The sequence below is a fragment of the Acidianus manzaensis genome (assembly GCF_002116695.1).
Classification (GTDB): Archaea; Thermoproteota; Thermoprotei_A; order Sulfolobales; family Sulfolobaceae; genus Acidianus; species Acidianus manzaensis.
On the sequence record NZ_CP020477.1, the window covers coordinates 1,908,292 to 1,929,694 of the forward strand.

At 30.2% G+C, this 21,403-nt stretch carries 29 protein-coding genes; 20 read left to right on the forward strand and 9 right to left on the reverse strand.

All coding sequences use genetic code 11. From position 1 onward, the window contains the following. Window positions 1-2: 2 nt before the first annotated feature. The 5 genes from purF to purC are packed head-to-tail and all read right to left on the reverse strand — an operon-like array spanning window position 3 to window position 5,065. On the reverse strand, window positions 3-1,343 hold the full coding sequence (gene purF / locus B6F84_RS09665; RefSeq protein ID WP_148692046.1) for an amidophosphoribosyltransferase: 1,341 nt from the start codon (window positions 1,341-1,343) through the stop codon (window positions 3-5). Further along, complete coding sequence (purL, locus tag B6F84_RS09670; protein ID WP_148692047.1) at window positions 1,337-3,445, reverse strand: phosphoribosylformylglycinamidine synthase subunit PurL; 2,109 nt, start codon at window positions 3,443-3,445, stop codon at window positions 1,337-1,339. Before purL ends, purF begins: the two co-directional genes overlap by 7 nt. Continuing rightward, window positions 3,442-4,107, reverse strand: a complete 666-nt coding sequence (gene purQ / locus B6F84_RS09675; RefSeq protein ID WP_148692048.1) for a phosphoribosylformylglycinamidine synthase I — start codon at window positions 4,105-4,107, stop codon at window positions 3,442-3,444. Before purQ ends, purL begins: the two co-directional genes overlap by 4 nt. Continuing rightward, a complete protein-coding gene (gene purS / locus B6F84_RS09680; RefSeq protein WP_148692049.1) occupies window positions 4,088-4,351 on the reverse strand; it encodes a phosphoribosylformylglycinamidine synthase subunit PurS in 264 nt (87 codons plus the stop codon). Before purS ends, purQ begins: the two co-directional genes overlap by 20 nt. 3 nt (window positions 4,352-4,354) lie before the next feature. Beyond that, a complete protein-coding gene (purC, locus tag B6F84_RS09685; protein WP_148692050.1) occupies window positions 4,355-5,065 on the reverse strand; it encodes a phosphoribosylaminoimidazolesuccinocarboxamide synthase in 711 nt (236 codons plus the stop codon). Window positions 5,066-5,253: 188 nt separating this feature from the next. Between purC and metG the strand changes: the two genes are divergently transcribed. The 3 genes from metG to B6F84_RS09700 are packed head-to-tail and all read left to right on the forward strand — an operon-like array spanning window position 5,254 to window position 7,197. Then, window positions 5,254-5,592, forward strand: coding sequence for a methionine--tRNA ligase subunit beta (gene metG, locus B6F84_RS09690; protein WP_148692051.1), 339 nt, complete (start codon window positions 5,254-5,256; stop codon window positions 5,590-5,592). Next, entirely contained in the window at window positions 5,586-6,578 is a 993-nt protein-coding gene (locus B6F84_RS09695; protein WP_148692052.1) for an NOG1 family protein, read from the forward strand. Before metG ends, B6F84_RS09695 begins: the two co-directional genes overlap by 7 nt. Next, window positions 6,565-7,197 (forward strand): 7-carboxy-7-deazaguanine synthase QueE, encoded by a 633-nt coding sequence (locus tag B6F84_RS09700; RefSeq protein ID WP_148692053.1) that lies wholly within the window; start codon window positions 6,565-6,567, stop codon window positions 7,195-7,197. Before B6F84_RS09695 ends, B6F84_RS09700 begins: the two co-directional genes overlap by 14 nt. Here the strand turns inward: B6F84_RS09700 and B6F84_RS09705 are convergent. Continuing rightward, a complete protein-coding gene (locus B6F84_RS09705) occupies window positions 7,123-7,761 on the reverse strand; it encodes a tRNA(Phe) 7-((3-amino-3-carboxypropyl)-4-demethylwyosine(37)-N(4))-methyltransferase (protein WP_148692054.1) in 639 nt (212 codons plus the stop codon). The genes B6F84_RS09700 and B6F84_RS09705 overlap by 75 nt on opposite strands. 37 nt (window positions 7,762-7,798) lie before the next feature. On the opposite strand from B6F84_RS09705, the gene B6F84_RS09710 reads away from it, so the two are divergent. From B6F84_RS09710 to B6F84_RS09730, 5 genes are read left to right on the forward strand one after another with little or no spacing between them, the layout of a single operon-like run. Continuing rightward, window positions 7,799-8,173 (forward strand): hypothetical protein, encoded by a 375-nt coding sequence (locus B6F84_RS09710; protein WP_148692055.1) that lies wholly within the window; start codon window positions 7,799-7,801, stop codon window positions 8,171-8,173. Continuing rightward, a complete protein-coding gene (locus tag B6F84_RS09715; RefSeq protein ID WP_148692056.1) occupies window positions 8,163-9,512 on the forward strand; it encodes a dihydrolipoyl dehydrogenase family protein in 1,350 nt (449 codons plus the stop codon). The genes B6F84_RS09710 and B6F84_RS09715 overlap by 11 nt, the downstream gene beginning before the upstream one ends. A gap of 21 nt (window positions 9,513-9,533) precedes the next feature. Then, the gene (locus B6F84_RS09720) at window positions 9,534-9,839 is read left to right on the forward strand and encodes a winged helix-turn-helix domain-containing protein (RefSeq protein WP_148692057.1); all 306 of its coding nucleotides are present in this window, start codon (window positions 9,534-9,536) and stop codon (window positions 9,837-9,839) included. Window positions 9,840-9,863: 24 nt separating this feature from the next. Further along, window positions 9,864-10,367, forward strand: coding sequence for a cell division protein CdvB3 (gene cdvB3 / locus B6F84_RS09725; RefSeq protein ID WP_148692058.1), 504 nt, complete (start codon window positions 9,864-9,866; stop codon window positions 10,365-10,367). Window positions 10,368-10,384: 17 nt separating this feature from the next. Beyond that, window positions 10,385-11,392: a phosphate uptake regulator PhoU gene (locus tag B6F84_RS09730; protein ID WP_148692059.1), complete on the forward strand. Its 1,008-nt coding sequence runs from the start codon at window positions 10,385-10,387 to the stop codon at window positions 11,390-11,392. Here the strand turns inward: B6F84_RS09730 and B6F84_RS09735 are convergent. From B6F84_RS09735 to pyrE, 3 genes are read right to left on the reverse strand one after another with little or no spacing between them, the layout of a single operon-like run. Continuing rightward, window positions 11,370-12,038 (reverse strand): hypothetical protein, encoded by a 669-nt coding sequence (locus tag B6F84_RS09735; protein ID WP_148692060.1) that lies wholly within the window; start codon window positions 12,036-12,038, stop codon window positions 11,370-11,372. The two genes, B6F84_RS09730 and B6F84_RS09735, sit on opposite strands and share 23 nt — an antisense overlap. Then, window positions 12,013-12,672 carry an orotidine-5'-phosphate decarboxylase gene (pyrF, locus tag B6F84_RS09740; RefSeq protein WP_420807157.1) on the reverse strand — a complete coding sequence of 220 codons (660 nt, stop codon included), beginning with the start codon at window positions 12,670-12,672 and terminating at the stop codon, window positions 12,013-12,015. The genes B6F84_RS09735 and pyrF overlap by 26 nt, the downstream gene beginning before the upstream one ends. Continuing rightward, window positions 12,665-13,243 (reverse strand): orotate phosphoribosyltransferase, encoded by a 579-nt coding sequence (pyrE, locus tag B6F84_RS09745; RefSeq protein WP_148692062.1) that lies wholly within the window; start codon window positions 13,241-13,243, stop codon window positions 12,665-12,667. Before pyrE ends, pyrF begins: the two co-directional genes overlap by 8 nt. 62 nt (window positions 13,244-13,305) lie before the next feature. On the opposite strand from pyrE, the gene pyrB reads away from it, so the two are divergent. The 12 genes from pyrB (at window position 13,306) to B6F84_RS09805 (ending at window position 21,390) form a co-directional block, all read left to right on the forward strand. After that, window positions 13,306-14,199, forward strand: coding sequence for an aspartate carbamoyltransferase (gene pyrB / locus B6F84_RS09750; protein WP_148692063.1), 894 nt, complete (start codon window positions 13,306-13,308; stop codon window positions 14,197-14,199). Further along, window positions 14,199-14,666 carry an aspartate carbamoyltransferase regulatory subunit gene (gene pyrI, locus B6F84_RS09755; RefSeq protein ID WP_148692064.1) on the forward strand — a complete coding sequence of 156 codons (468 nt, stop codon included), beginning with the start codon at window positions 14,199-14,201 and terminating at the stop codon, window positions 14,664-14,666. Before pyrB ends, pyrI begins: the two co-directional genes overlap by 1 nt. After that, on the forward strand, window positions 14,663-15,256 hold the full coding sequence (locus B6F84_RS09760; RefSeq protein ID WP_148692065.1) for a ferredoxin reductase domain-containing protein: 594 nt from the start codon (window positions 14,663-14,665) through the stop codon (window positions 15,254-15,256). Before pyrI ends, B6F84_RS09760 begins: the two co-directional genes overlap by 4 nt. Further along, window positions 15,246-16,415 (forward strand): dihydroorotase, encoded by a 1,170-nt coding sequence (gene pyrC / locus B6F84_RS09765; protein WP_148692066.1) that lies wholly within the window; start codon window positions 15,246-15,248, stop codon window positions 16,413-16,415. The genes B6F84_RS09760 and pyrC overlap by 11 nt, the downstream gene beginning before the upstream one ends. Then, a complete protein-coding gene (pyrD, locus tag B6F84_RS09770; RefSeq protein WP_148692067.1) occupies window positions 16,384-17,259 on the forward strand; it encodes a dihydroorotate dehydrogenase PyrD in 876 nt (291 codons plus the stop codon). The genes pyrC and pyrD overlap by 32 nt, the downstream gene beginning before the upstream one ends. Continuing rightward, window positions 17,256-17,555, forward strand: a complete 300-nt coding sequence (locus B6F84_RS09775; RefSeq protein WP_148692068.1) for a hypothetical protein — start codon at window positions 17,256-17,258, stop codon at window positions 17,553-17,555. The genes pyrD and B6F84_RS09775 overlap by 4 nt, the downstream gene beginning before the upstream one ends. Continuing rightward, entirely contained in the window at window positions 17,527-17,844 is a 318-nt protein-coding gene (locus tag B6F84_RS09780; protein WP_148692069.1) for a hypothetical protein, read from the forward strand. Before B6F84_RS09775 ends, B6F84_RS09780 begins: the two co-directional genes overlap by 29 nt. After that, window positions 17,844-18,452: a MarC family protein gene (locus B6F84_RS09785; protein WP_420807175.1), complete on the forward strand. Its 609-nt coding sequence runs from the start codon at window positions 17,844-17,846 to the stop codon at window positions 18,450-18,452. The genes B6F84_RS09780 and B6F84_RS09785 overlap by 1 nt, the downstream gene beginning before the upstream one ends. Before the next feature lie 114 nt (window positions 18,453-18,566). Further along, entirely contained in the window at window positions 18,567-19,037 is a 471-nt protein-coding gene (locus B6F84_RS09790) for an Lrp/AsnC family transcriptional regulator (RefSeq protein WP_148692891.1), read from the forward strand. A gap of 63 nt (window positions 19,038-19,100) precedes the next feature. Beyond that, window positions 19,101-19,403, forward strand: coding sequence for an RPA12/RPB9/RPC11 RNA polymerase family protein (locus B6F84_RS09795; protein ID WP_148692071.1), 303 nt, complete (start codon window positions 19,101-19,103; stop codon window positions 19,401-19,403). 233 nt (window positions 19,404-19,636) lie between these two features. Beyond that, on the forward strand, window positions 19,637-19,873 hold the full coding sequence (locus tag B6F84_RS09800) for a hypothetical protein (protein ID WP_148692072.1): 237 nt from the start codon (window positions 19,637-19,639) through the stop codon (window positions 19,871-19,873). An 8-nt stretch (window positions 19,874-19,881) separates the two neighbouring features. Further along, on the forward strand, window positions 19,882-21,390 hold the full coding sequence (locus B6F84_RS09805; protein WP_236748941.1) for a B12-binding domain-containing radical SAM protein: 1,509 nt from the start codon (window positions 19,882-19,884) through the stop codon (window positions 21,388-21,390). Window positions 21,391-21,403 lie beyond the last annotated feature (13 nt).

Genomic DNA, 21,403 nt, shown 5'->3' on the forward strand with positions numbered 1-21,403 from the left:
TATCACTTCCCAAATATTTTTTCTAATTCATTATAATCATATTTCTTCTTTAAGGGATAAATACCAGAAAAACATGCAATACATAAATCTTGCCTACCTATTGCGTTTTTCATTTCATCTACCGTCAAATATTCTACAGAATCAGCATTTAGATATTGAGCTATTTCTTTCTCTGACTTATCATTAGCTATTAATTCCTTTTTACTTGGAAAATCTATACCCATATAGCAAGGATACTTTATCATAGGAGAACCTATTCTAACATGAATCTCGTTAGCTCCATCATCTCTTAATAATTTTATAAGTCTTCTCATTGTATTTCCTCTAACTATAGAATCGTCAATTAGAATTATTCTTTTGCCTCTAATTATTTCATCTACTATTCCAAATTTTTCTTCTAAAACTGATTTTCTCTTATCATTAGTAGGCATTATAAAGCTCCTTTTAGAGACTATGGTTCTAATGAGACCTTCTTCTAAAGGTAAGCCACTTTTTCTTGAAAAGCCTAATGCTATAGGTCTGGAAGAGTCAGGAACTGGAACAACTACATCACCTTTAGCAGGATGATTTTCTGCTAAAATTTCACCTAATTTTACCCTAGCAGTATAAACTGAAATTCCATCTATTTTACTATCAGCTCTAGAAAAATAAATATATTCAAAGGAACACGTGTAATTATTACTACTTGGTACTCTTTCAGAATATAAACTTCCATCAGGATTAACCAAAACTATTTCTCCAGCTCTTACGTCTTTTATAATTTTACCTCCTAATTGTTTTATTGCAGAATCTTCTGAAGAGAATACTATATTTTCTCCTATTTTCCCTAAAGTTAATGGTCTAAATCCTTTAGGATCCCTTACTGCAATAATTCTTTTTTGATTATCCATTATTAACATGGAATAAGCTCCATCTGCTATATCTACGAAATGTTTAACTGCCGAAATTATATTATCACCTTTTTCTATTTTGCTTGATATAAAATCTAATATAAACTCCGTATCAGTTTTGTAATTTCCAAATTCGTAATAATTGGTAATAGTTCCATTAAAGGCAACAGATATCTTATCATTGCTTAACGGTTGAGCTTCATCTAAGCTCACTTTTCCTGTAGTAGAATATCTAACATGGCCTATACTATATTTCGAAGATATTCTTACTATATTCTCACGTAAAGCCTCATCTACTAACCCTAATCCTTTTTCAGTTTTTATTCCATCATTAAAATACGATATTCCAGCGGAATCTTGTCCTCTATGTTGCAGTAATTTTAAACCTTCATACGTATATTTAATTGAATTATCCCCTATAGTTGCAAATATACCACAGTGCTCTTTTAACATAATTTCGCCTCCAAGTAATTATAATAGTTTTCTATCTCCTTTTTCAAATCTATATAGGTAGAACCTATATGTAAACCAGAACCATTACTTACTTTACCTATAGTAGAAACTATAGCACCCTTCCTTTTAGCCTTGTTAACAAACCAATTAGAATCATTAGTTAAAACAATAAATCTACCTCCGTTTTCTGAAAATAACTTAGCTATTATGTCATCTGTACCTAAAATCGAATTAGCATTTAGCGATATAGAATATCCTCTTACAATGATTTGCCATAATGCTCCTATTATGCCACCTCTAGAAATATCTTTAGCAAATATAGTCTTTTCTTCATAAATACTTTCTCTAACTATTTCACTATTGATATAATCCTCTGAAAGTATTTCCCTAGGTATTTTTCCATAATTTCCAAATATCTTGCTAAATAACGAACCTCTCATTTCATTCCTAGTTATACCTAATAGAACTATGTCAAGCCCATCTTCAATCTTAGGTTTAAAGATTTTTTCAGAAATACCTGCCATGACTATTAATGGAGTAGGCTTTATTGGATCTCCCTTACTATTTTCATTATAAAATGAAACTTTCCCACCTACAATTGGTATAGAAAAGAATCTAGCAGAATCAGAGATTCCCCTTATAGCATCTACAAAACTTGAGTAGACTTCAGGCTTTTTAGGATCTCCAAATTGCAAATGATCAACAGCTGCTATCCCTCTAGCTCCTACTGTTGATAAGTTTCTGTAGCTTTCAGCAAAAATAGACTTACCGCATTCATATGAATCTTCTGCACATAAGTCTGGATTAGCATCACCTTTTATTGCTAAATATTTATTGTTAGGTAATTTAATTAGTGATGAATCTGCATCTCCCGGTTTAATTACTGTTGAAGTTCCTACTTCATAGTCAAACTGTGAATAAGCCCATTCCTTACTTACAATGTTTGATACTATACTTTTTATTGCATCTTCTAGCCTTACATTAGGCTTTTCTCCTTCCTTAACCTTTTCTTGAGAAGATATATTCCAGATATAATTAGGTGGAGAAAGTAAAAGTGTAGACGGTATAGATGCAATAATTTTATCTCCATATAAGAATGTTATCTTTGGTTCATCTACTATTTCTCCTATAACTGCACAAGGATATTCATAATATTCAAATTCTTTACATATTTCATCTACTTTATCTTCTTTTACTGCATAAAGCATTCTTTCTTGCGTTTCTGATATTATAATGTCTTCTGGTTGCATATCCTTAACTCTTAAAGGAACTTTATCCAAATTTATTACAGCACCTAAGCCATTTGCCATTTCAGTTACAGCTACAGCTAAGCCTCCCCCTCCAAGATCCTTTATTGCTTCTACTTTGTCCGCAATCTTTAAAGTTACATCAAGAATTATCTTACCAGCAAAAGGATCTGCTATTTGTACAGCACCAATTTCGTCTTCTCCACTCAGTTTTCTGGAAGCAAAAGAAGCTCCTCCTAGTCCGTCTATTCCAGTTAATCCAGCTAGAACTAATTTTAATCCGGCTTTTTTAACAATGCTTGGTACTATTTTATCTTTTTTTACCACACCAACTGCTGCTACATCAATTAATGGATTATCGTTATAAGTATCATCAAAATCTAGTTCTCCACCTACAACTGGTACTCCAATACTATTACCGTAAAATCCTATTCCAGATATAATTCCTTTTAATAGCCATCTATTTCTTTGTGATTTTAAATTACCAACTCTTATCATATCCAATAAAGCTATTGGTTTGGCTCCTTTGCTAATTATATCCCTTATTATGCCTCCAACTCCAGTAGCTGCACCGTTAAATGGATCTATCGCAGACGGATGATTATGACTTTCAACCTTCATTACTATAGCATAACCATCTCCAATATCTACTGCTCCTGCATCTTGCCAATCTTCAATACTCATTACTACGTTTTGACCCTCACTTGGTAGGCTTCTGAGAAATACTTTAGAAGATTTATATGAACAATGCTCAGACCATAATGCGTCAATTAATTTCCATTCTGCTTCTTTTGGTTCTCTGTCTAAATATTTTCTTACTATTTCCATTTCATAATTCGAGAGCGTAAGTTTCATTTTAACCCCCTTAATAAAAGAAGTCCATCTGTTGTAGAGTCTATACTAGTTTCTTTAAATGAGGCTCTTTCTGGATGAGGCATTAAACCTATAACATTACCTTCTTCATTCGATATTCCAGCTATATTTAGTAATGATCCATTTGGATTATACTTTTCTAAAACGTTTCCTTTCTCATCTGAATATTGAAATAATGCTAGATTTTTTGCTTCTTCTATATCATTAATATAATATCTGCCTTCAGCATGAGCTATAGGCAATCTCAAGACTTTATTTTCAAGACCTTTAGTTAAATAAGATGATTTTACTACTTTTACATACACCCATTTACTAATGAATCTTAAATTAAGATTAGGTAATAATGCGCCTTTTAGTATTCCACTTTCTACTAATATTTGAAATCCATTGCATATACCTAGAACTATTTTTCCATTATTTGCCATTTCTTTAATTTTTTTCATTGTTTCTGTACTTGCAGCTATACTTCCAGCTCTTAGATAGTCTCCAAAGCTAAATCCTCCAGGTATTATAACTGCTTCATATTTATCAGGATCAAAGCTCTTATAGCTTACTATTTCGGAATCTACTTTTGCTTCTCTTAATGCTTTTAAGACGTCACAGTCACAAGTAGTTCCTGGGAATTTAATTACTGCCGTTTTCAATTTTTTCAGCCCTTATTTCAATTTTATGTACAATAGGATTGTAAAGTCTATTTTCTTCTGCGATTTTCTTTACAATTTCTACTGCATCGTTTTTATCATCACTATTGATATTAAATAGCAAATATTTTCCAGCTCTTACTTCTTTTACTTTGTCAGTTACTTTATTTACTATATATCTTTGAATAGTTTCTCCTTCTGGGTCTCTTACTCCTTCTTTATTGGTGATTATTAATTCTACTTTTATCGTTCATATCACCTTTTCTATTCTAGATAAAAATTCTTCATAAGCAGATTTTACAGTATTTAAATCGGCTCCTTTTCTATACAGATCTTTATCTAATATTCTATTTGTATTTGGTTCTCTAACTCTCATAGAATCTAAGCTTATCTCATCTCCTACTATTAACTCATTTTTTTCGTTTTTACCAAATTCTAACTTAAAATCATAAAGAACAAGACCAGCTTTAGATACTGCATCTTTCATTACTTCATTAGCTTTAAGCATTATTGACTCTATTTCTTCTGCATCTTTTCTGCTCATCAATTTAAAATATTCTAAATGGGAATAATTTAACATAGGGTCATGTCTTGAGTCATCCTTTAGGAAAAATTCAATTATTGGAGGATTAAATACTTCTCCCTCTTTTATTGGTAACCTCTTTACTATACTTCCTGTAGCTATATTTCTTAAAACCACTTCTACGGGAATCATTTTTAGTTTCCTAGCTATCATAGTTCTGTCATCGAACATTCCAACGTAATGTGTTTTTATATTATTTCTTTCTAATAATCTAAAAAATAAAGCAGAAGTTTGAGCGTTTAATACGCCTTTACCAGATAAAATATCCAATCTAGCTCCATCTCCTGCAGTTATAGAATCTTTGAACTTCAGGAGAACAAGATTATCTTCATAGGAAAAAACTTGTTTTGTCTTACCTTCGCCTATTAGAGTCTCCATATCTTAGCTTTACATAACCAGTATAAAAAATCTTCTCATATTATACTTATATATTTACTTGCTTAAGGAAATGATAATTCAACTAATAAAGATCTTTTATAAATTAAGTACAAATGCTAGGAGATCATTTATACTTCTTATCTAAACAGATGGGTAAACGTTAAAAGGTTACAAAAATATGATGGCTCATGGAAATAACAATAGATGACTTTGCAAAACTCGAATTAAAAGTAGGTATAGTTAGAAAGGCAGAAAGAATAGAAGGCACTAAACTTTTAAAACTAATAGTTGACCTAGGAGGAGAAGAACGGCAAATAATATCAGGAATAGCAGAATATTATACGCCAGAAAGTATGATAGACAAAAGAGTAATTGTAATTACTAATCTTAAACCAAGAATAATAAGAGGATATGAAAGTCAAGGAATGATCTTAGCCGCAGGATGTAAAGAAGATGAAGAAGAAGGTATTAAACCTAGTTTACTTACAATAGATGGAGACGTTCCAGCAGGCACAAGAATATGTTAAATGTTTTTCAAAAAATCAAATGCCCTCCAAAGGTAGAAGATTTAATAAAAATTGAATTAAATCAATTACCCAAAATTCAAGGAAATACTATAAAAGATAGAGAAATAAGAAGATTAAAATCCTACTCTGATTTAATACAAAGATATATAGATTTTGTAAAAAGCTTCCCAAGATTAGATGACTTACATCCATTTTACAAAGAATCTATAGAAATATATGCAGGAAAAAATATAGGTGAAATAAAAAATTGTTTAGCAATAACAAGTAGAGCATCATTAAACGCTATTATAATTTTAAAAAAATATATAGGACTAATAAAAAAATTGGACGAAAGTAATAGTAATAAATTAATGAGACAAGGATTTGGAAGAGCCTCCTCAATTCTCAGGCAGAAAAAAGATTGCATAGATTGGCTAATAGATTTAGCAAAAACATTAAGAAAAATGAAATATATAGATCCAGAACTTCCTACTGTAATAGTTGCAGGTGCGCCAAACGTAGGGAAATCAACACTAGTAACTAAGATTTCTTCTGGAAAGCCCGAAATAGCTAATTATCCTTTTACTACAAGAGATATTCATGTGGGCCATTTCTACATTAGAGAAAATCAGATTCAAGTAATTGATACGCCTGGAATATTAGATAGACCTAATTCACAAAGGAATCAAATTGAAAGAAAAGCTATAAACGCCCTAAAAAATCTAAAGGGTATTGTAGTATTTTTATTTGACGTATCAAAACAAGCACTATACTCGCCTGAAGAACAAATAAATATTCTTAAAGATACTTTAACATTATCAAAGAAAATAATAATAGCAATTAATAAAATTGATGAGATGCATAAGGAATATTACGACAAAGTAATTGAATATTTAAACAAAAGCAATTTAGACTTTACAGAAATAAGTGCAGAAAAAGAAATTGGCATTGATAAACTTAAAGAAAAGATACTCAAATTATTAGCAGAAGAATATGAGCTTATATAGAGTCATAGAAATTTTTACTTCAATTCAAGGAGAGGGAAACGTAATAGGAACTCCCTCGAATTTTATTAGATTAGCTACTTGTAATCTAAGATGTTTATGGTGCGATACTAAGTATTCATGGGAAAAGGGAGAATTAATGTCTATAACAGATATTTTATCTCAGCTAAATCATAAAATAAAAGTAACAACTATAACTGGAGGAGAACCTTTATTACAAAATATAACTCCATTAGCAAAAGAATTGAAAAATATAAATCATACAATAATTGTAGAAACTAATGGAACAATAAAACCTTCTGAAGAACTTAGAAAAATAATTGACGTGTTTTCTGTATCTCCTAAATTATCAAATAGTGGACATTCACTAAAATATAGCTTTAAAGAAGACGACTGGGCTACTTATTACAAATTTGTTATAACAAATCCAGAAAAAGATTTAAAAGAATTATCAGATTTTGTAGCTAGTCAAAGAATTGATCCTAAGAAAGTCATTATTCAACCAGATGGAAATAGAGAAGATTATATTTCTGCTTTGAAAGAATTATCAGATTTTGTTATTAAGCTTAATCTTCCCTTCAGAGTCCTTCCTCAATTGCATAGAATCATTTCCTACAGATGAGACAAGATCTTTCAATAGATTCAATTTTTCCTTTCCTTTCATAAGCACTTCATTAGATATTTTTGTTAGAGTTTTGATCTCTTCTTCGCTTACTTTTTGTTCTGAATTCTCTCTTAATAAATGAACAAATTTTACTCCTGTTCTTAATTCTACTAAAATTCCTTTCTTATTTGTAGTTAATATTCCGGAATGCTTAAAACCAGCTTGCCTAGAAATCTTTATTATTTCCCATGCCTCATCCCAATCCTTAGTATAAACGTGAAGAATAGGACCTTGAGAAATTAACCATAACCTATTAACTTGATCTTTCTGTAAAATGTCTTTTATATCATCCTCTTTTATGCCTAAATGATTTTTAAATACTATTGTAGAATCATTTCTTACCCAAGGTAATATTGAATCCACAATAGTTATTCTACCACTACAACTACTGTAAGTAAAGCTTTTTTCTCTATTGAAGAATGCCATTAAAACATCAAAGATATCAGGATCTAGATATCCTATTTCTTGATCTCTTAGCATACGCTCATAAGCCTTCTTCTTCCACTCTTCCCAAGACATCATAAAGCTAATAATTTCTTAGAAAATATAAAGTATTTCTATGAAGCTTTCAGAGTTTCTGGAATTATACAAATTAAAAGAAGAAGACGAAATAGAAATAAAAGAAAATATACAGTTTGAAGATATTTACGTAGATATAGGAACTAGAGTACTCCTAAACGACGGAAAAAGAAAAAGAATAGTAGATCTAGGATTATTAGCTATTGCATATAAGTGCAATAAAAATTTTGTAAACGATTACCTTGATTTATCTCTTTCACTTGAAGATATACATAAAAAATACAATGTATATACTGAATTGGAATATATAGCTATAAATTGTGAAAATTTAATCAATGATAAAGATCTTCTTGAAGTAATTAAAAAGCTCAAAACCTATATACTCGCTAGAGAAAATAATCAGCATGGACTTTGATGTAATAGTACTCGGAGGAGGAGTAGGAGGATACTCAGCTGCTCTAAGAGCTGCTGAACTAGGTAAAAAAGTAGCAATAATAGAAAAAGATCAGATTGGAGGGGAGTGCATAAACAGAGCATGCATACCGTCAAAAACTTTGATAGATGCAGTAAAAATAATAAACAAGGTAAAAAAATCTCCATGGTTATCTGGAACTATATCTTTGAAATATGATAAGTTAAATGAATACAAAAACAGTATAATATATAATATTAGAGATATAATGACAAAAAATCTTGAAAAATATTCTGTAAAAGTAATTAATGGTACAGGAAAAATAAACGATAATGGAGAATTATTGGTAGGAAATCAAACATATACTTACGATAATCTAGTTATATCCACAGGATCAGTACCAATATCTTTAGCTGATTTTCCTCTGAATTTTAAAAACGTAGTTGATCCATGGACTGCAATGAATCTTCCTGAGGTTCCTAATAATATAGTAATAGTAGGTGGTGGAGTAGCAGGAGTTGAGCTTGCGACATTGTTTAGAGCAATGAATAAAGAAGTAAAAATTCTAGAGCTAATGCCACAGTTATTACCGGGCTTCGATAAAGATTTGGCATCAGAAACTAAGAAAAGGTTAGAAGAACAAGGAATTCAAATTTTCCTTAATGCTAAATCAAAAATTACCAAAACAGAAGATAAAGTAAACTTTAGTGTAAACTTACCTAATCAAAGTGAAGAAATAACTACAGATTTAGCAGTTATAACTATTGGTAGAAAAGCAAGTACTGATGGATTAAACTTACAAGCAATCAAAGTAGAGACTGATAAAAGAGGATATATAAAAGTTGACGAAAGAGCTAGGACTACAAATCCAAAAGTTTATTCTGCAGGAGATGTTGCAGGAGTTCCATTATCAGCAACAAAAGCGTGGAAGCAAGGAATAGTTGCAGGAGATAATATAGGGAATAAGGATTCGAAAATGCCTAAATATTCTCCAATTTCTATATTTGCTGATTTAGAAATAGGAAGTATAGGAAAAACACTAGAAGATGCTAAGAAAGAAGATCTAAATGCTCATGAAATTATCGTACAAATGAAAGATATACCTAGAGCATGGACAGTAAATGAAACCGAAGGTTTTCTCAAGTTAGTAATAAGTAATAACAAGATAGCAGGAGCTCATATGATAGGTGAAGGAGCAACTGAAATAATTAATACTTTATCTCTAGCTATGGAAAATGATGTAACAATTGATAAAATATACAATACATTATTCTCTCATCCTACTTTGACCGAAATAATCTCAGAGGCTATTCAAAGATTAGCTAATGGGGAAATATATTAAGTAAAACTCTGGTCTTTTTTTGTGAATGATAAAGAGAGAAAGAATGTCAGAAAGCTCTTCAAATTTATGTTTTTTACCTCTAGGGGAGGTTTAACAAGGCTCAAAATAGTTAAACTCCTAGAGGAATCACCTCTGAATGCTAATCAAATTTCTACTAAATTGAATATAGATTATAAAACAGCCATACATCATCTGGATATACTAACTAAAAATGGAATAATAATTAAGAGTAATGAAAAATATGGAGCAGAATATAAGTTAACTTCGTTTTATAAAATGTATAGAGATGTTCTTATAGAACTGGAAAAAGAGGGCAAACTGTCTTAAATCTTTCAGCACAATAAAATACTCGTGAAAAGTAAAGTAGATCTTGCTGAAATTCTTACTGATGTTAGAATAAGCAGAAACAAAATAAGACTATGGAAGTCCAGAATACAAAGCAAAGTAGCTAAATTTGAAGAACTTTCTGCAAGTAATGTAACTAGATACAACATAATAGCTAGAGAATATATAAAAGAAGCAGAACAGTTACAGAAAATTTCAGATTTTCTAGATCAATTAGATATACTTCTAGAAATGCTTGAAATAAAAATAGAGACTATAATCTATATAGGCTATATAGTTAATAATGCACCATCAGTAATAGAAGCACTAAAAGAACTAAAGAAAACGGCACAAGTAATCAACCCAGAAATGTCACTCGTAATAGACAACATCTATAATGAATTCTATTCCGCGATATCAATTCCACAAAATATACGCATCCAGGCAAAAGAAGATGCTAAGAAAATACTTCAAGAAGCAGAAAATATGGTAAAAGAGAAGAAAAAGGAATCTATAGATATAAATACTTAAATATATATACACTATATATGCCAGCGTCAATCTCTAGAAGGATCCAGCTGACAGGTGGATCAACATATATAATTTCGTTGCCAAAAAATTGGGTTAAACAATTATCATTAAAACCAGGCGATGAAGTAGAAATTTTGCAAGATAATAATCTAAAATTAATAATAACGCCAAGAGGAAAAGAATTAGAAACAAAACAAAATAAAGCAATAATTACATGCGAAAATGCGATCCCAAGCTTTGCAATTAGAGAATTTATAGCTTACTATATGGCTGGTTATACTACAGTATCATTTATTTGCAATAAAATGAAAGCTGAAGATAGAACGATAATTAAAGATTCAATCAGAAAAAGGCTATTAGGTGCAGAAGTAGTAGAAGAAGATGCAAATAATATAACAGTCCAGTTTTTAGTAAATGAAAAAGATTTACCTATTTCTAAGGCAATTTCTAGAGCTGCTTCTATATCACAAAATATGGTTAAAGATAGTATAGATGCATTAAAGACGAAGGATACAGAAGTAGCTGAAGAAATAATTGAAAGAGACGATGAGGTAGATAGATTCTACTTCTATGTAGCTAGACAATTAACGCTAAGTGTTTCTTCTTTTGAAATTTTAGAAGAAGAAGGTTACAATATAACTCAATTAGTAGATATTCATGCTGTGATAAAATCTATAGAAAGAATTTCAGATCACGCAAGTAGAATTGCCAGTCTAGTAAAAGATCTTAAGAATGCAGATACTAGCAAACCAGTAGAATTAGGAATAGTCTCGTTACAAGCGTTTAAAGAATCCATTGAGGCTTTCATGAAAGAGAACCGCGAAATGGCAAACAAAATCATACAGAAGGATCAAGAGATAGGAGAGCTACACAAAAATATATCAAAACAAATTTTATCAAAGTCATCAGACTACAATACATCGTTACTTTTAATTGCTGACTCTTTTAGAAGGATTGGTAGATATTCAGTAGATATAGCAGAAAACACTATAAATATTATGGCTAAGAAATTAGAAAAGATGTAAAGATTATATTCTCTGCATTAAAACTGTTATAAGCTTTTCTTAGGTCTTCTACAGTTTTAGAATCTTTAACTTTCTTGTAAAGTTTTTTCAATTCTTGTTGATCGTCTTCAGTATATACCCCTTTTCTGTAAAATAATGAAATACACTTAGGATTCATTACTGCTATTACCACATAACCCTTAGTAAATAGATCATCTGCAGTACTAATATCAACATGAGAAAATACGCAAATACCAGGATGAGTATGTGATGATGCTATTCCCTTGGGCATAGGCATAGAGACTTTATCTACATCCCCTTGAAATATTGCAAAATTACCATTTTCTAGAATAAAGTTTATATATTCTATTTGAGTTTCCATAGTTTTTTGAGAATAAGGTAGCATAACGTAACGAAGAAATTTTACATACTCGTCTTTAATAAGATCATAAATTACAAAATATGGGAACTTACCCTGTCCAACTTTGTATAATTCGTAGTCATCTAGATCTTCATTTTTTTCATTTCCGTAAACATAATTCAAATCTGTAGTAGGAGGATTTCCAGTTATTTCATGCACATCTTCTGCAGTTGTCAAAAGCTCGTACAGTTTTGAAATCTTAAGACTTATATCATTATTACTAAGGATTTGATCCTTTGCAGACATTTATTTTTTCCTCCTGAAGCTTTACTATTTCTTTTATTTTCCCTATTGGATCTTTAGAAGTATATATACTCCTTCCGATGATTTCATAATCTGCTCCGTAACACAGTGCGTCACCAAATTCTCCACCTTGTGCTCCTATACCTGGAGAAATTATAATCTTTTTAGGAAAATCTTTTCTAATTGTTTTAAGAATTTGCAATTTAGTAGCAGGAGCTACTATACCATAAGGATCTATTTTACTTATTACATTTTTTATATAAGGATAAAAATTATCGTTCCAGCCTTTATGACTCATCGACGCCAATAGATATAATTTTTTATTTTTTTCATCAATATATTTCTTTAATTCGTCTAAAGCGCCTTCTATTCCAATAAAAGAGTGAGCAATATACGAATCTGCAAATTCTAATTGAGAAACTATGCTTTTCATTGTATTATCTATATCTGCTAATTTTAAATCCATAATAATTTCCTTATCATTTTTTATAAAATTATGAACTAAATTTATGGTTTCATTAACTCCTATTTTAAGGAGTAAAGGATAACCAATTTTTATACCATAAATATATTCAAATAGATTATCAAGAATTGATTTATCTAGAACTTCATCAATAGCAAAAATTATTTTATTCAACATTTTTCACCAGATAATCTTGAATCAGCTTTTTCTCGTTTTCTCCTAGCTTATCTACAATCTCTTTTAGCACGTCGTCTATAGAATAAATATAATTTAATTTTACGCCTATTTTTTCTAATTTTTCTTTAGCTCCTTCTTTTCTATCTATTATGACAAAAGCATTATTTACTATTCCTCCGTTCTTTCTGACTTCCTCCACTGCTCTTTCAATAGAACCTCCAGTAGTTGCTACATCATCAACAATTAAAATATCTTTATCTTTGACATCTGCTTCTAAAAGCTTATCAGTTCCATATCCTTTCTTTTCTGATCTCACATATCCCATTGGCTTATTGAGTTTACATGCAATAAAAGATGCTAAAGGTATTCCTCCTGTTGCGATTCCTATTATCATGTCAGTTTTTATATCCCTTATCCTTTGAGTAGCTAAATTAACAATTTCGTTAAATTCAGGATAGTTAGGAAATCTTCTTAAATCTAAATAATATGGACTATTTTTTCCTGATGTTAAAATAAAATTGCCTATTAATAGCAATTTTCTATTCAACAATACTTCTCCTATATTCATGACGATGTATATTGAGAAAAGAGTTTAAATACAGTTTTCGCTAATAAACATCAAGGGCGTTATTGAGAGATATTATTTCGGCTCTTGACTTATCTAGAGAAGATTTCTTATCCCTTTTTCACCTTTCTGACGAAATATTAAAAGGTAAAAAAATAGAAGTTAAAGATAAAATAATATCAGTAGCATTTTTCGAACCAAGTACTAGAACAGCATTAAGCTTTACAACTGCAGGAGAAAAATTAGGAGCCAAAATTATAGGTTTCTCTTCTACAGAAGGTACTTCAGTAGCTAAGGGAGAAAATTTAGCAGATACCATTAGAATGCTTGAAAACTACTCAGATTGTATCATAATTAGGCATAAATTTGATGGAGCAGCTAAATTCGCATCAGAAATTTCTGATAAACCAATAATAAATGCAGGAGATGGAAAGCATGAACATCCAACTCAAACATTAATTGACCTATATACTGTATACAAGACTTTTGGAGAAATAGATAATCTAACATTTGGAATTTTAGGAGATTTAAGATATGCAAGAACAGTAAATAGTCTCTTAAGAGGATTAACGAGATTTAAACCTAAAATTGTATATCTTATATCTCCTCCTACATTATCTGCTAGAAAGGAAATTTTAAAGGATTTGAATTATGAAATAAAAGAGTTAAATAATCCTTACGATATTATTTCAGACTTAGATGTGCTATATATCACAAGAATACAAAAAGAAAGATTTGCAGATGAAATGGAATATGAAAAAGTTAAGGAGAGTTACAAAATAGATGAAAATCTAGTAAATAAAATGAAAAAAGAATCTATAATACTACATCCCTTACCAAGAGTTAATGAAATAGATAGAAAAATAGATTCAACACCTCAAGCTAAATATTTCTATCAAGCATCTTTGGCTGTTCCTATTAGAATGGCATTATTATATTCAGTATTAGGTGAGCAATAATGAAAAACGGACTTATTGTAAGTAAACTAAAGAATGGAACAGTAATAGATCATATTCCTGCAGGAAGAGCACTTGCTGTGCTCAAAGTTTTAGGCATAAAAGGAAATGAAGGAAATAGAGTAGCATTAGTAATGAACGTCGAAAGCAAAAAAATGCAAAGAAAAGATATAGTAAAAATTGATGGAAGATCAATCACTGAGAAAGAAGCACAATTAATTACCCTAATAGCTCCAACAGCAACAATAAATATTGTTAAAGATTATGAAGTAATAGAAAAAAGAAAATTAGACATTCCAGAAAAAGTAGAAGGATTACTAAAATGCCCAAATCCAAGTTGCATAACAAATAACGATATAGAAGCTAAATCCAGGTTTATTAAAGAAAGCAAATCTCCGTTAATACTAAAATGCGATTACTGTGAAACATACATAACAGAAGAAGATGTACTGAGGCAAATATTATCATGAAATATGCAAAACTTTTATCAATTTCAAAAATTAATAGCGAAATATTTGAAGTAAAATTAGATATAAGAATGAATTTATTACCTGGCCATTTCATTTCTATTATTTTTCCTTCTATTTCTGAAATCCCATTAGGTGTAGGTGACTATCACAATAATATTCTTTCTCTATATATAGAGTCAGAAAAAATAATTAAACTATTAAAAGAAAAAAATGAAATCCTTGTAAAAGGACCTTTAGGAAAACCGATAAAATTAGGCGATAAAATTTTAGGCATAGGAAAAGGCAAACTATATTACGATCTAATTTATCCTCTTAGATACGCTTCTAGGCAAGGTAAAAAAATAAGCGTATTTTGTGAAGACTGCAACACAGAGTTTGAAAAAGTGAATGAAATAACGGGAGATTGGGACACTATAATATCTTCTGTTCCAAAAGAAGAAATAAGTAATCTCCCAAAAAATGCTTACGTTTATGTCAGATGGGTAAAAATGAATTGTAGCTTAGGTGTATGCGGAGTTTGTAATATAAACAATAAGATACTTCCTTGTATCGAAGGCCCTTTTATTAAGGTGAAAGAACTTGTGGATTAAAGGAAAAATATATTATAATAAGGAAATAACTGAAGGTTGCATAAATTTTGATAGAAAAATAAAAGATATAAGAAAAGACTGTAGACCTGACATAATGTTTCCTGATTATACTGTAATTTTTCCAGGATCAATAGATATTCATGTACATACTCGAGGTTTAGAATTATCTTACAAAGAAACAGTAACTTCAGCAACGTCAGAAGCAGTATATGGAGGAATAACTACAATATTTGATATGCCAAACACCAAACCAGTATTAAACAATTCAAAAACTATATTAGAAAAGTTTAGAGAATTTGAAAATTATTCAAGATGCGATTATGGACTCTATTCTGGAGTAACTACAGACAAAACAGTAGAAAATTTACCTATAGCAGGATATAAAGTATTTCCAGAAGATCTAGATAAAAAAGAAGAATTACAGTTTGTATTTAATTCAATAAAATTAAAAATATTACACCCAGAATTACCATTATCTACAAATCAGTTTAGAAACTTAAGATCATTATGGCAAGAATTAGCTTCCTTATATTTAGTAAAAGGACATTTTCATATTACTCATGCAACGAACATAGAAACTATAAGATTAGCAAAATCTCTAGGATTTACAACTGACTTTACTCCACACCATTTAATAGTAAATGGAGAAAAAGATTGCTTAAGCAAAGTAAATCCACCAATAAGAGACTTTACAGAAAGAAGAAAATTGTTAAATGCGTTATTTGAAGCTGATACAGTTGTAAGTGATCATGCACCTCATAGTAACAAAGAAAAATCTTTGCCATACGAATTATGTTCTCCAGGCATAGCTGGTATATCTTTTACTACACCATTCATATATAGCCTAGCAAAAAAAGGTATTATAAGTTATAATAGAGCCGTAGAACTGCTAGCTGAAAATCCAGCTAAAATTATAGGTTTAACCAAATACGGAGAAATAAAAGAAGGCAATGTAGCCAATTTTACCATAGTAGACTTTAGCAAGAACTGGAAATACCATACTGAATATACTAAAGTAGTCGAAACGCCGTTAGACTATTATCCTTTAGATATATCAATCTACTCCACTATAGTGGAAGGAAAGATAGCATATGATGGAAATGAAGTTTATCCAATAAGAGGAGTGAATGCGATTGAAAGTAGCAAATCTGAATTTTGAAGATCCTTTAATTATAGCATCAGGAATAATTCCAGATATTCCAGGATTTATGCAGAAAATATGTGAAAAATACAAACCATCGGCATTAACTACAAAAACATTTACTCTAAATCCTATTGAACCACATAATCCTCCAACAGTAATTAAATTCGCCGATAAATGCTATATGAATGCTATTGGATTAGGAAATCCAGGTATAAAAACTGTAAATGATATTAAAGTTAATTGCAAATTATTCATAAGTATTGGCGGAAATAATATAAATGAAATAGTAAAATCCGCAGAAATAGCTCAAAAGAAAGCAGATCTGATAGAAATAAACGTTAGCAGTCCAAATAGAAAAGGATATGGAGAAAGTTTAGCTAATATTGCTCATGAAATAGTAAAAAACGTAAAATCATCTGTCAATAAACCCGTTTTCGTAAAACTAGGTCCATGGGAAAATATACTAGAAATTGCAGGAAAAGCTTTAGAAGCAGGCGCTGATGGGCTAACGCTAATTAATACCTTAAAAGGATTATACATTGATACTGAAGAATTCAAACCAGTCTTAAGTTATGGAACGGGTGGAATATCAGGTAAATGCATATTTCCATTAGCGTTAAGGATAATTAGAGATATATATGCTGAATATAATACAGATATAATTGGAGTGGGAGGAGTATTTTCTTATAGAGATGTGCTAAGTATGATAAGTGTAGGTGCTAAACTAGTAGGATTAGGAACTGTACTAATAGATAAAGGTTTCAATTATATACCAAGAATAAGGAAAGGCTTGTACTCATATTTGAATAAAAAGGGATTAAAACTTGAAAACATATTAGGTATTTCAGTGAAAAAATGAGGGCCGTAATGAAGGGAAGAGACCTAGAAGGACTTGTGTTTTTAGGAAAAGTAGAATCGGTAAATGTTGAGTATTGTGATGAAAAGAAAACACTAGCTAAGGTGGTAGTTAAAACTACTGATGGAGATGAAGTAGAATCTGAGTGCATCCCAATAAGAGCAGCAGGAAAAATTTCAATAGTAATAAAACATTATTTAAAAATGGGTATAGGAAAAATGATGATAACAAATGATACAACCGTAGGTAATGTTGACTTGGAGGGAGAAGATGAAACTGAGAATAGACAAGATTCCTAAAACAGATGAAGATCTTGAAGAAATACAAAGAGAAGTAGAATCAGAACATCACGACGAGCATCAGCACGAACATGAATCAAATAATTTAGAACAAGTATTAGGAGAAGTTTATCTAACAGTACAAAATTTGCAAACTAAGGTGGAAAAACTAGAAAAAGAGAACGATGACTGCAAAAAAGAAATATCCAACATATATAAAATTATTTCTAAACTATTAATAGCTCTATCTACTAAAGATGATAATGAAAAACTTAAAAATCTCAAAGAAGTTTTAAACCTATTAGAATAATTATGGAATTATCTCAAACCTTTGTAATAGCAATAAAATTATTCGCAATAATGGATCCTTTTTCTATAATACCATATTTACTAGCTTTATATGAAGAAGCGTCACAATCATCAGAGACAAAAATTTCTTGGACTTATCTAATAAATAAAGTAGAAATAGCTATTCTAATTCTTTTAGTATTTTTTTCATTAATAGGAAAAGCATTTTTAGATTTTTTAGGATTATCTCCAGCATCATTAGAAATAGGTGGCGGTATAATTCTTATATACCTAGGAATTGATACAATGGGTGGATTTCAGCAATTAAGATTTTTAGGAAGAAATCTTGTAGAAGCAGCAGTAACTCCAATAGCTACACCTTTAATAGTTGGACCAGGTACAATGGCAGCCTTAGTTACTTTATCTGTTACATATGGAGTTCTATATTTAGTTATAGGTAGTTTAATAGCAGCCCTAATAACTTATATAGTATTAAGAATAGGTCCATTATTAGTTAAAATTCTAGGAAGAACAGGTACTGTAGCAGCTGGAAGATTTACTGCAATAATAATTGCTGCATTTGGAGTCCAATTAATATTAGAAGGGTTAACTCAAATTAAGGTTATCTAAATTCTAGCCTATTTAAACTATTAGTGTTTTAAAACTGAAACCAAAGTTTGTATGAGGATATCTAGTTTAAATGAAAATTTTTTAACTAGAACTATGATAGAATTAACGAAATATATGTCTACAAACAATAAAAGAAACGTAGATATGGATACAGTAGATAGAAAATTACTTATAGAATTATTAAGAGATGCAAGAACTAGTTTAAGGAGATTATCAGAAGAGATGAATGTATCTCCAGCTACTTTACATAATAGACTAACCCGTCTAGTTCAAGAAGGAATAGTTAGAGGTTTTACAGCATTAGTAGATTACACTAAGTTAGGATATTCTCTGTCTGCTGTAATAATGGCAAAAGTAGATGGTAAACATTTAACAGAATTCGAAAGAGAAATAGCTAGTTCAGACAATGTAGTAGCAGTTTACGATGTAGTAGGAGAATATGATGTAGTAATAATATCTAAATTTAAAAACGTTGAAGACTTAGATGCGTTCTTAAAACAATTGCTAAAAAATCCTAAAATTGAAAGAACTTATACAAGCATAGTATTAAACGTAGTCAAGGAAGATCCAAGAATTAAAATATAACAAATACATGCAAAAGCCTTATATATAATGTTATCGCCGTATATTATTTATTGGTGCATTAGTATGCAATTCTGTCCTAAATGTGGAGGCTTAATGATTCCAGTAAAGAAGGATGGAAAAGAGATACTAAAATGCAAAAAGTGCGGATATGAAAAAGAAATGGATAACAAAGACAAAAAAGCATATGAAATTAAAGAAGCTTCAAAAAATAATAAAGTACTTACGACATCAATAGTGAGTGAAAAAGAAGGAAGAAAAAGAGACGAAGACGAGTTAGAACAAGAAAGAGAAGAATATTATAAAGAAATAGGATTGGAATTATTAAGAGATGAGTTCGAAGGCTCAGAAGAAAATGATGAAGATTAATAAATTATTTCATTTTTATTTTTAATATAGGAGAGACTAGCATATACACATAATATTAAGTTAAGATAAATAGATTTCTATATAGCAATATTTAAAAATACCTTATTATTGATCTATAATATAATATTTAGTTAATTTCTTTCTTTAAGAAACAAAATACTTAAGTTATGATACTTTAAATATTTCTTTAACAGAGTAAAAGTTATAACTGATTTAGATACATTGTATTAAGTATGAAGATCTCGGAGACAACTAATAAGTATATTCTAGATCTAGAGAAAAAGCAAATTCTTATTGAAGAGCTAAAAAATGAAAAAGGAGAAAAAATTTATTCTATTTCTGAAATTAAAACTTATCCAATTAATGATAAGGAATGGTCACCTAAAACAGATGACGCAAAAACGATAGATAAAAACAATATACCAGATGATTTAAAGAAAATATTAAGAAAAGCTAGATTTTACGTTTAGGTGATTAAATGGATTTTGACTTTATAATAACTACAGATCGTTGTTTGATGACAAACCACCATCATAAAGAGTTCTTGGGTTTCTTAGGAACTGGACCAGCTGTTGGAATTCCAGAAAAAGCCTGGAAATGGTTAGCTTGTCCAAAAATGAAAACTGATGAATATGGAAGACCAGTAGAAGCTCCTTATGGAATGAGAAAAATAGAAGCAAAACTAATAGATGAAGGATTTAACGCAGCAATAATAGATCCAGACTATATAGGAAGATATACTAAAAACGCAAAAGCATTATTATTTTCTCATCACGATTATTTCGCTTTTGGACCACCATCTTCAACGTGGTGGGGTATAACAAAGAAAGAGCCTATAAATTACAAAAGTTTTCAAGAATTAATAAATAAACCAGAGATAGCTGAAGGTAAAAAGAATGGAATGAAAATACTAGTAGGAGGACCATCAACGTGGCAATGGTTATGGAGAGAAGATATGATAGAAAAATTAGGCGTTGACGCGTTAGTTGACGGGGAAGGAGAGAAAGTAATAGTAAAATTAGCTCAAATGATTTTAGATGGAGAACCATTACCTAAATATACCTATGTTAGCGGAGACGATGTCCCATCATTAGAAGACATTCCAGACATAAAAGGTGGAAGTGTAAACGGTTTAATAGAAGTTATGAGAGGATGTGCAAGATCATGCAGATTCTGTTCTGTCACTTTAAGGCCAACAAGATATTATCCTTTAGAGAAAATAGAAAGAGAGCTACAAGTAAATGTTAAAGCAGGAATAAAAGATGGAGTAATACATAGTGATGACGTGCTCTTTTATGGTGCTGTAGGAATTTTACCTAGACCAGAACCTTTAATTAAATTACATCAATTAGTGAAAAAATATTATAGAACTATAGCATGGAGTCATGCTAGCCTAGCAGCAATAAGATATTCAGAAGAAAAATATGGTTTAATTTCTAAGCTATCAGAGATAATATATGAAAACGAAGAACAAAAATACTTAGGAGTAGAAGTAGGAATAGAAACAGGATCAGTAAGATTAGCAAAAGAAATAATGCCAGCTAAATCAGCACCATACAAGCCAGATAGTTATCCAGAAACCGTTGAAGAAGCATTCAAAATAATGCATGAACACAATATTATACCAGCAGGTACAATGATTATAGGTTTACCTGAAGAAAAAGAAGAAGACGTATATAGGACTATTGAACTAGTAGACAATTTAAGATCCTATAGAAGTATTCTAGTTCCAATGTTCTTCGTTCCTATGGGATTCTTTAAGAATAGAGATTGGTTCACTAGAGTAAAATTAAGTGATGCACATATAGAATTATATAAGAAAGTGTTCTGGCATGACGTTTATTGGGCTGAAGATATAATTAATAAATACTATATGAAAGGACCATTATATTATCCAGTAAGACTAACATTAAAATTATTCCTAGCCGCTGCAAAGAGAAAAATGAAAAAAGTAGAAGAATACTTGGAATCAAATTTAAAGGCATAAAAATAAAATTTTT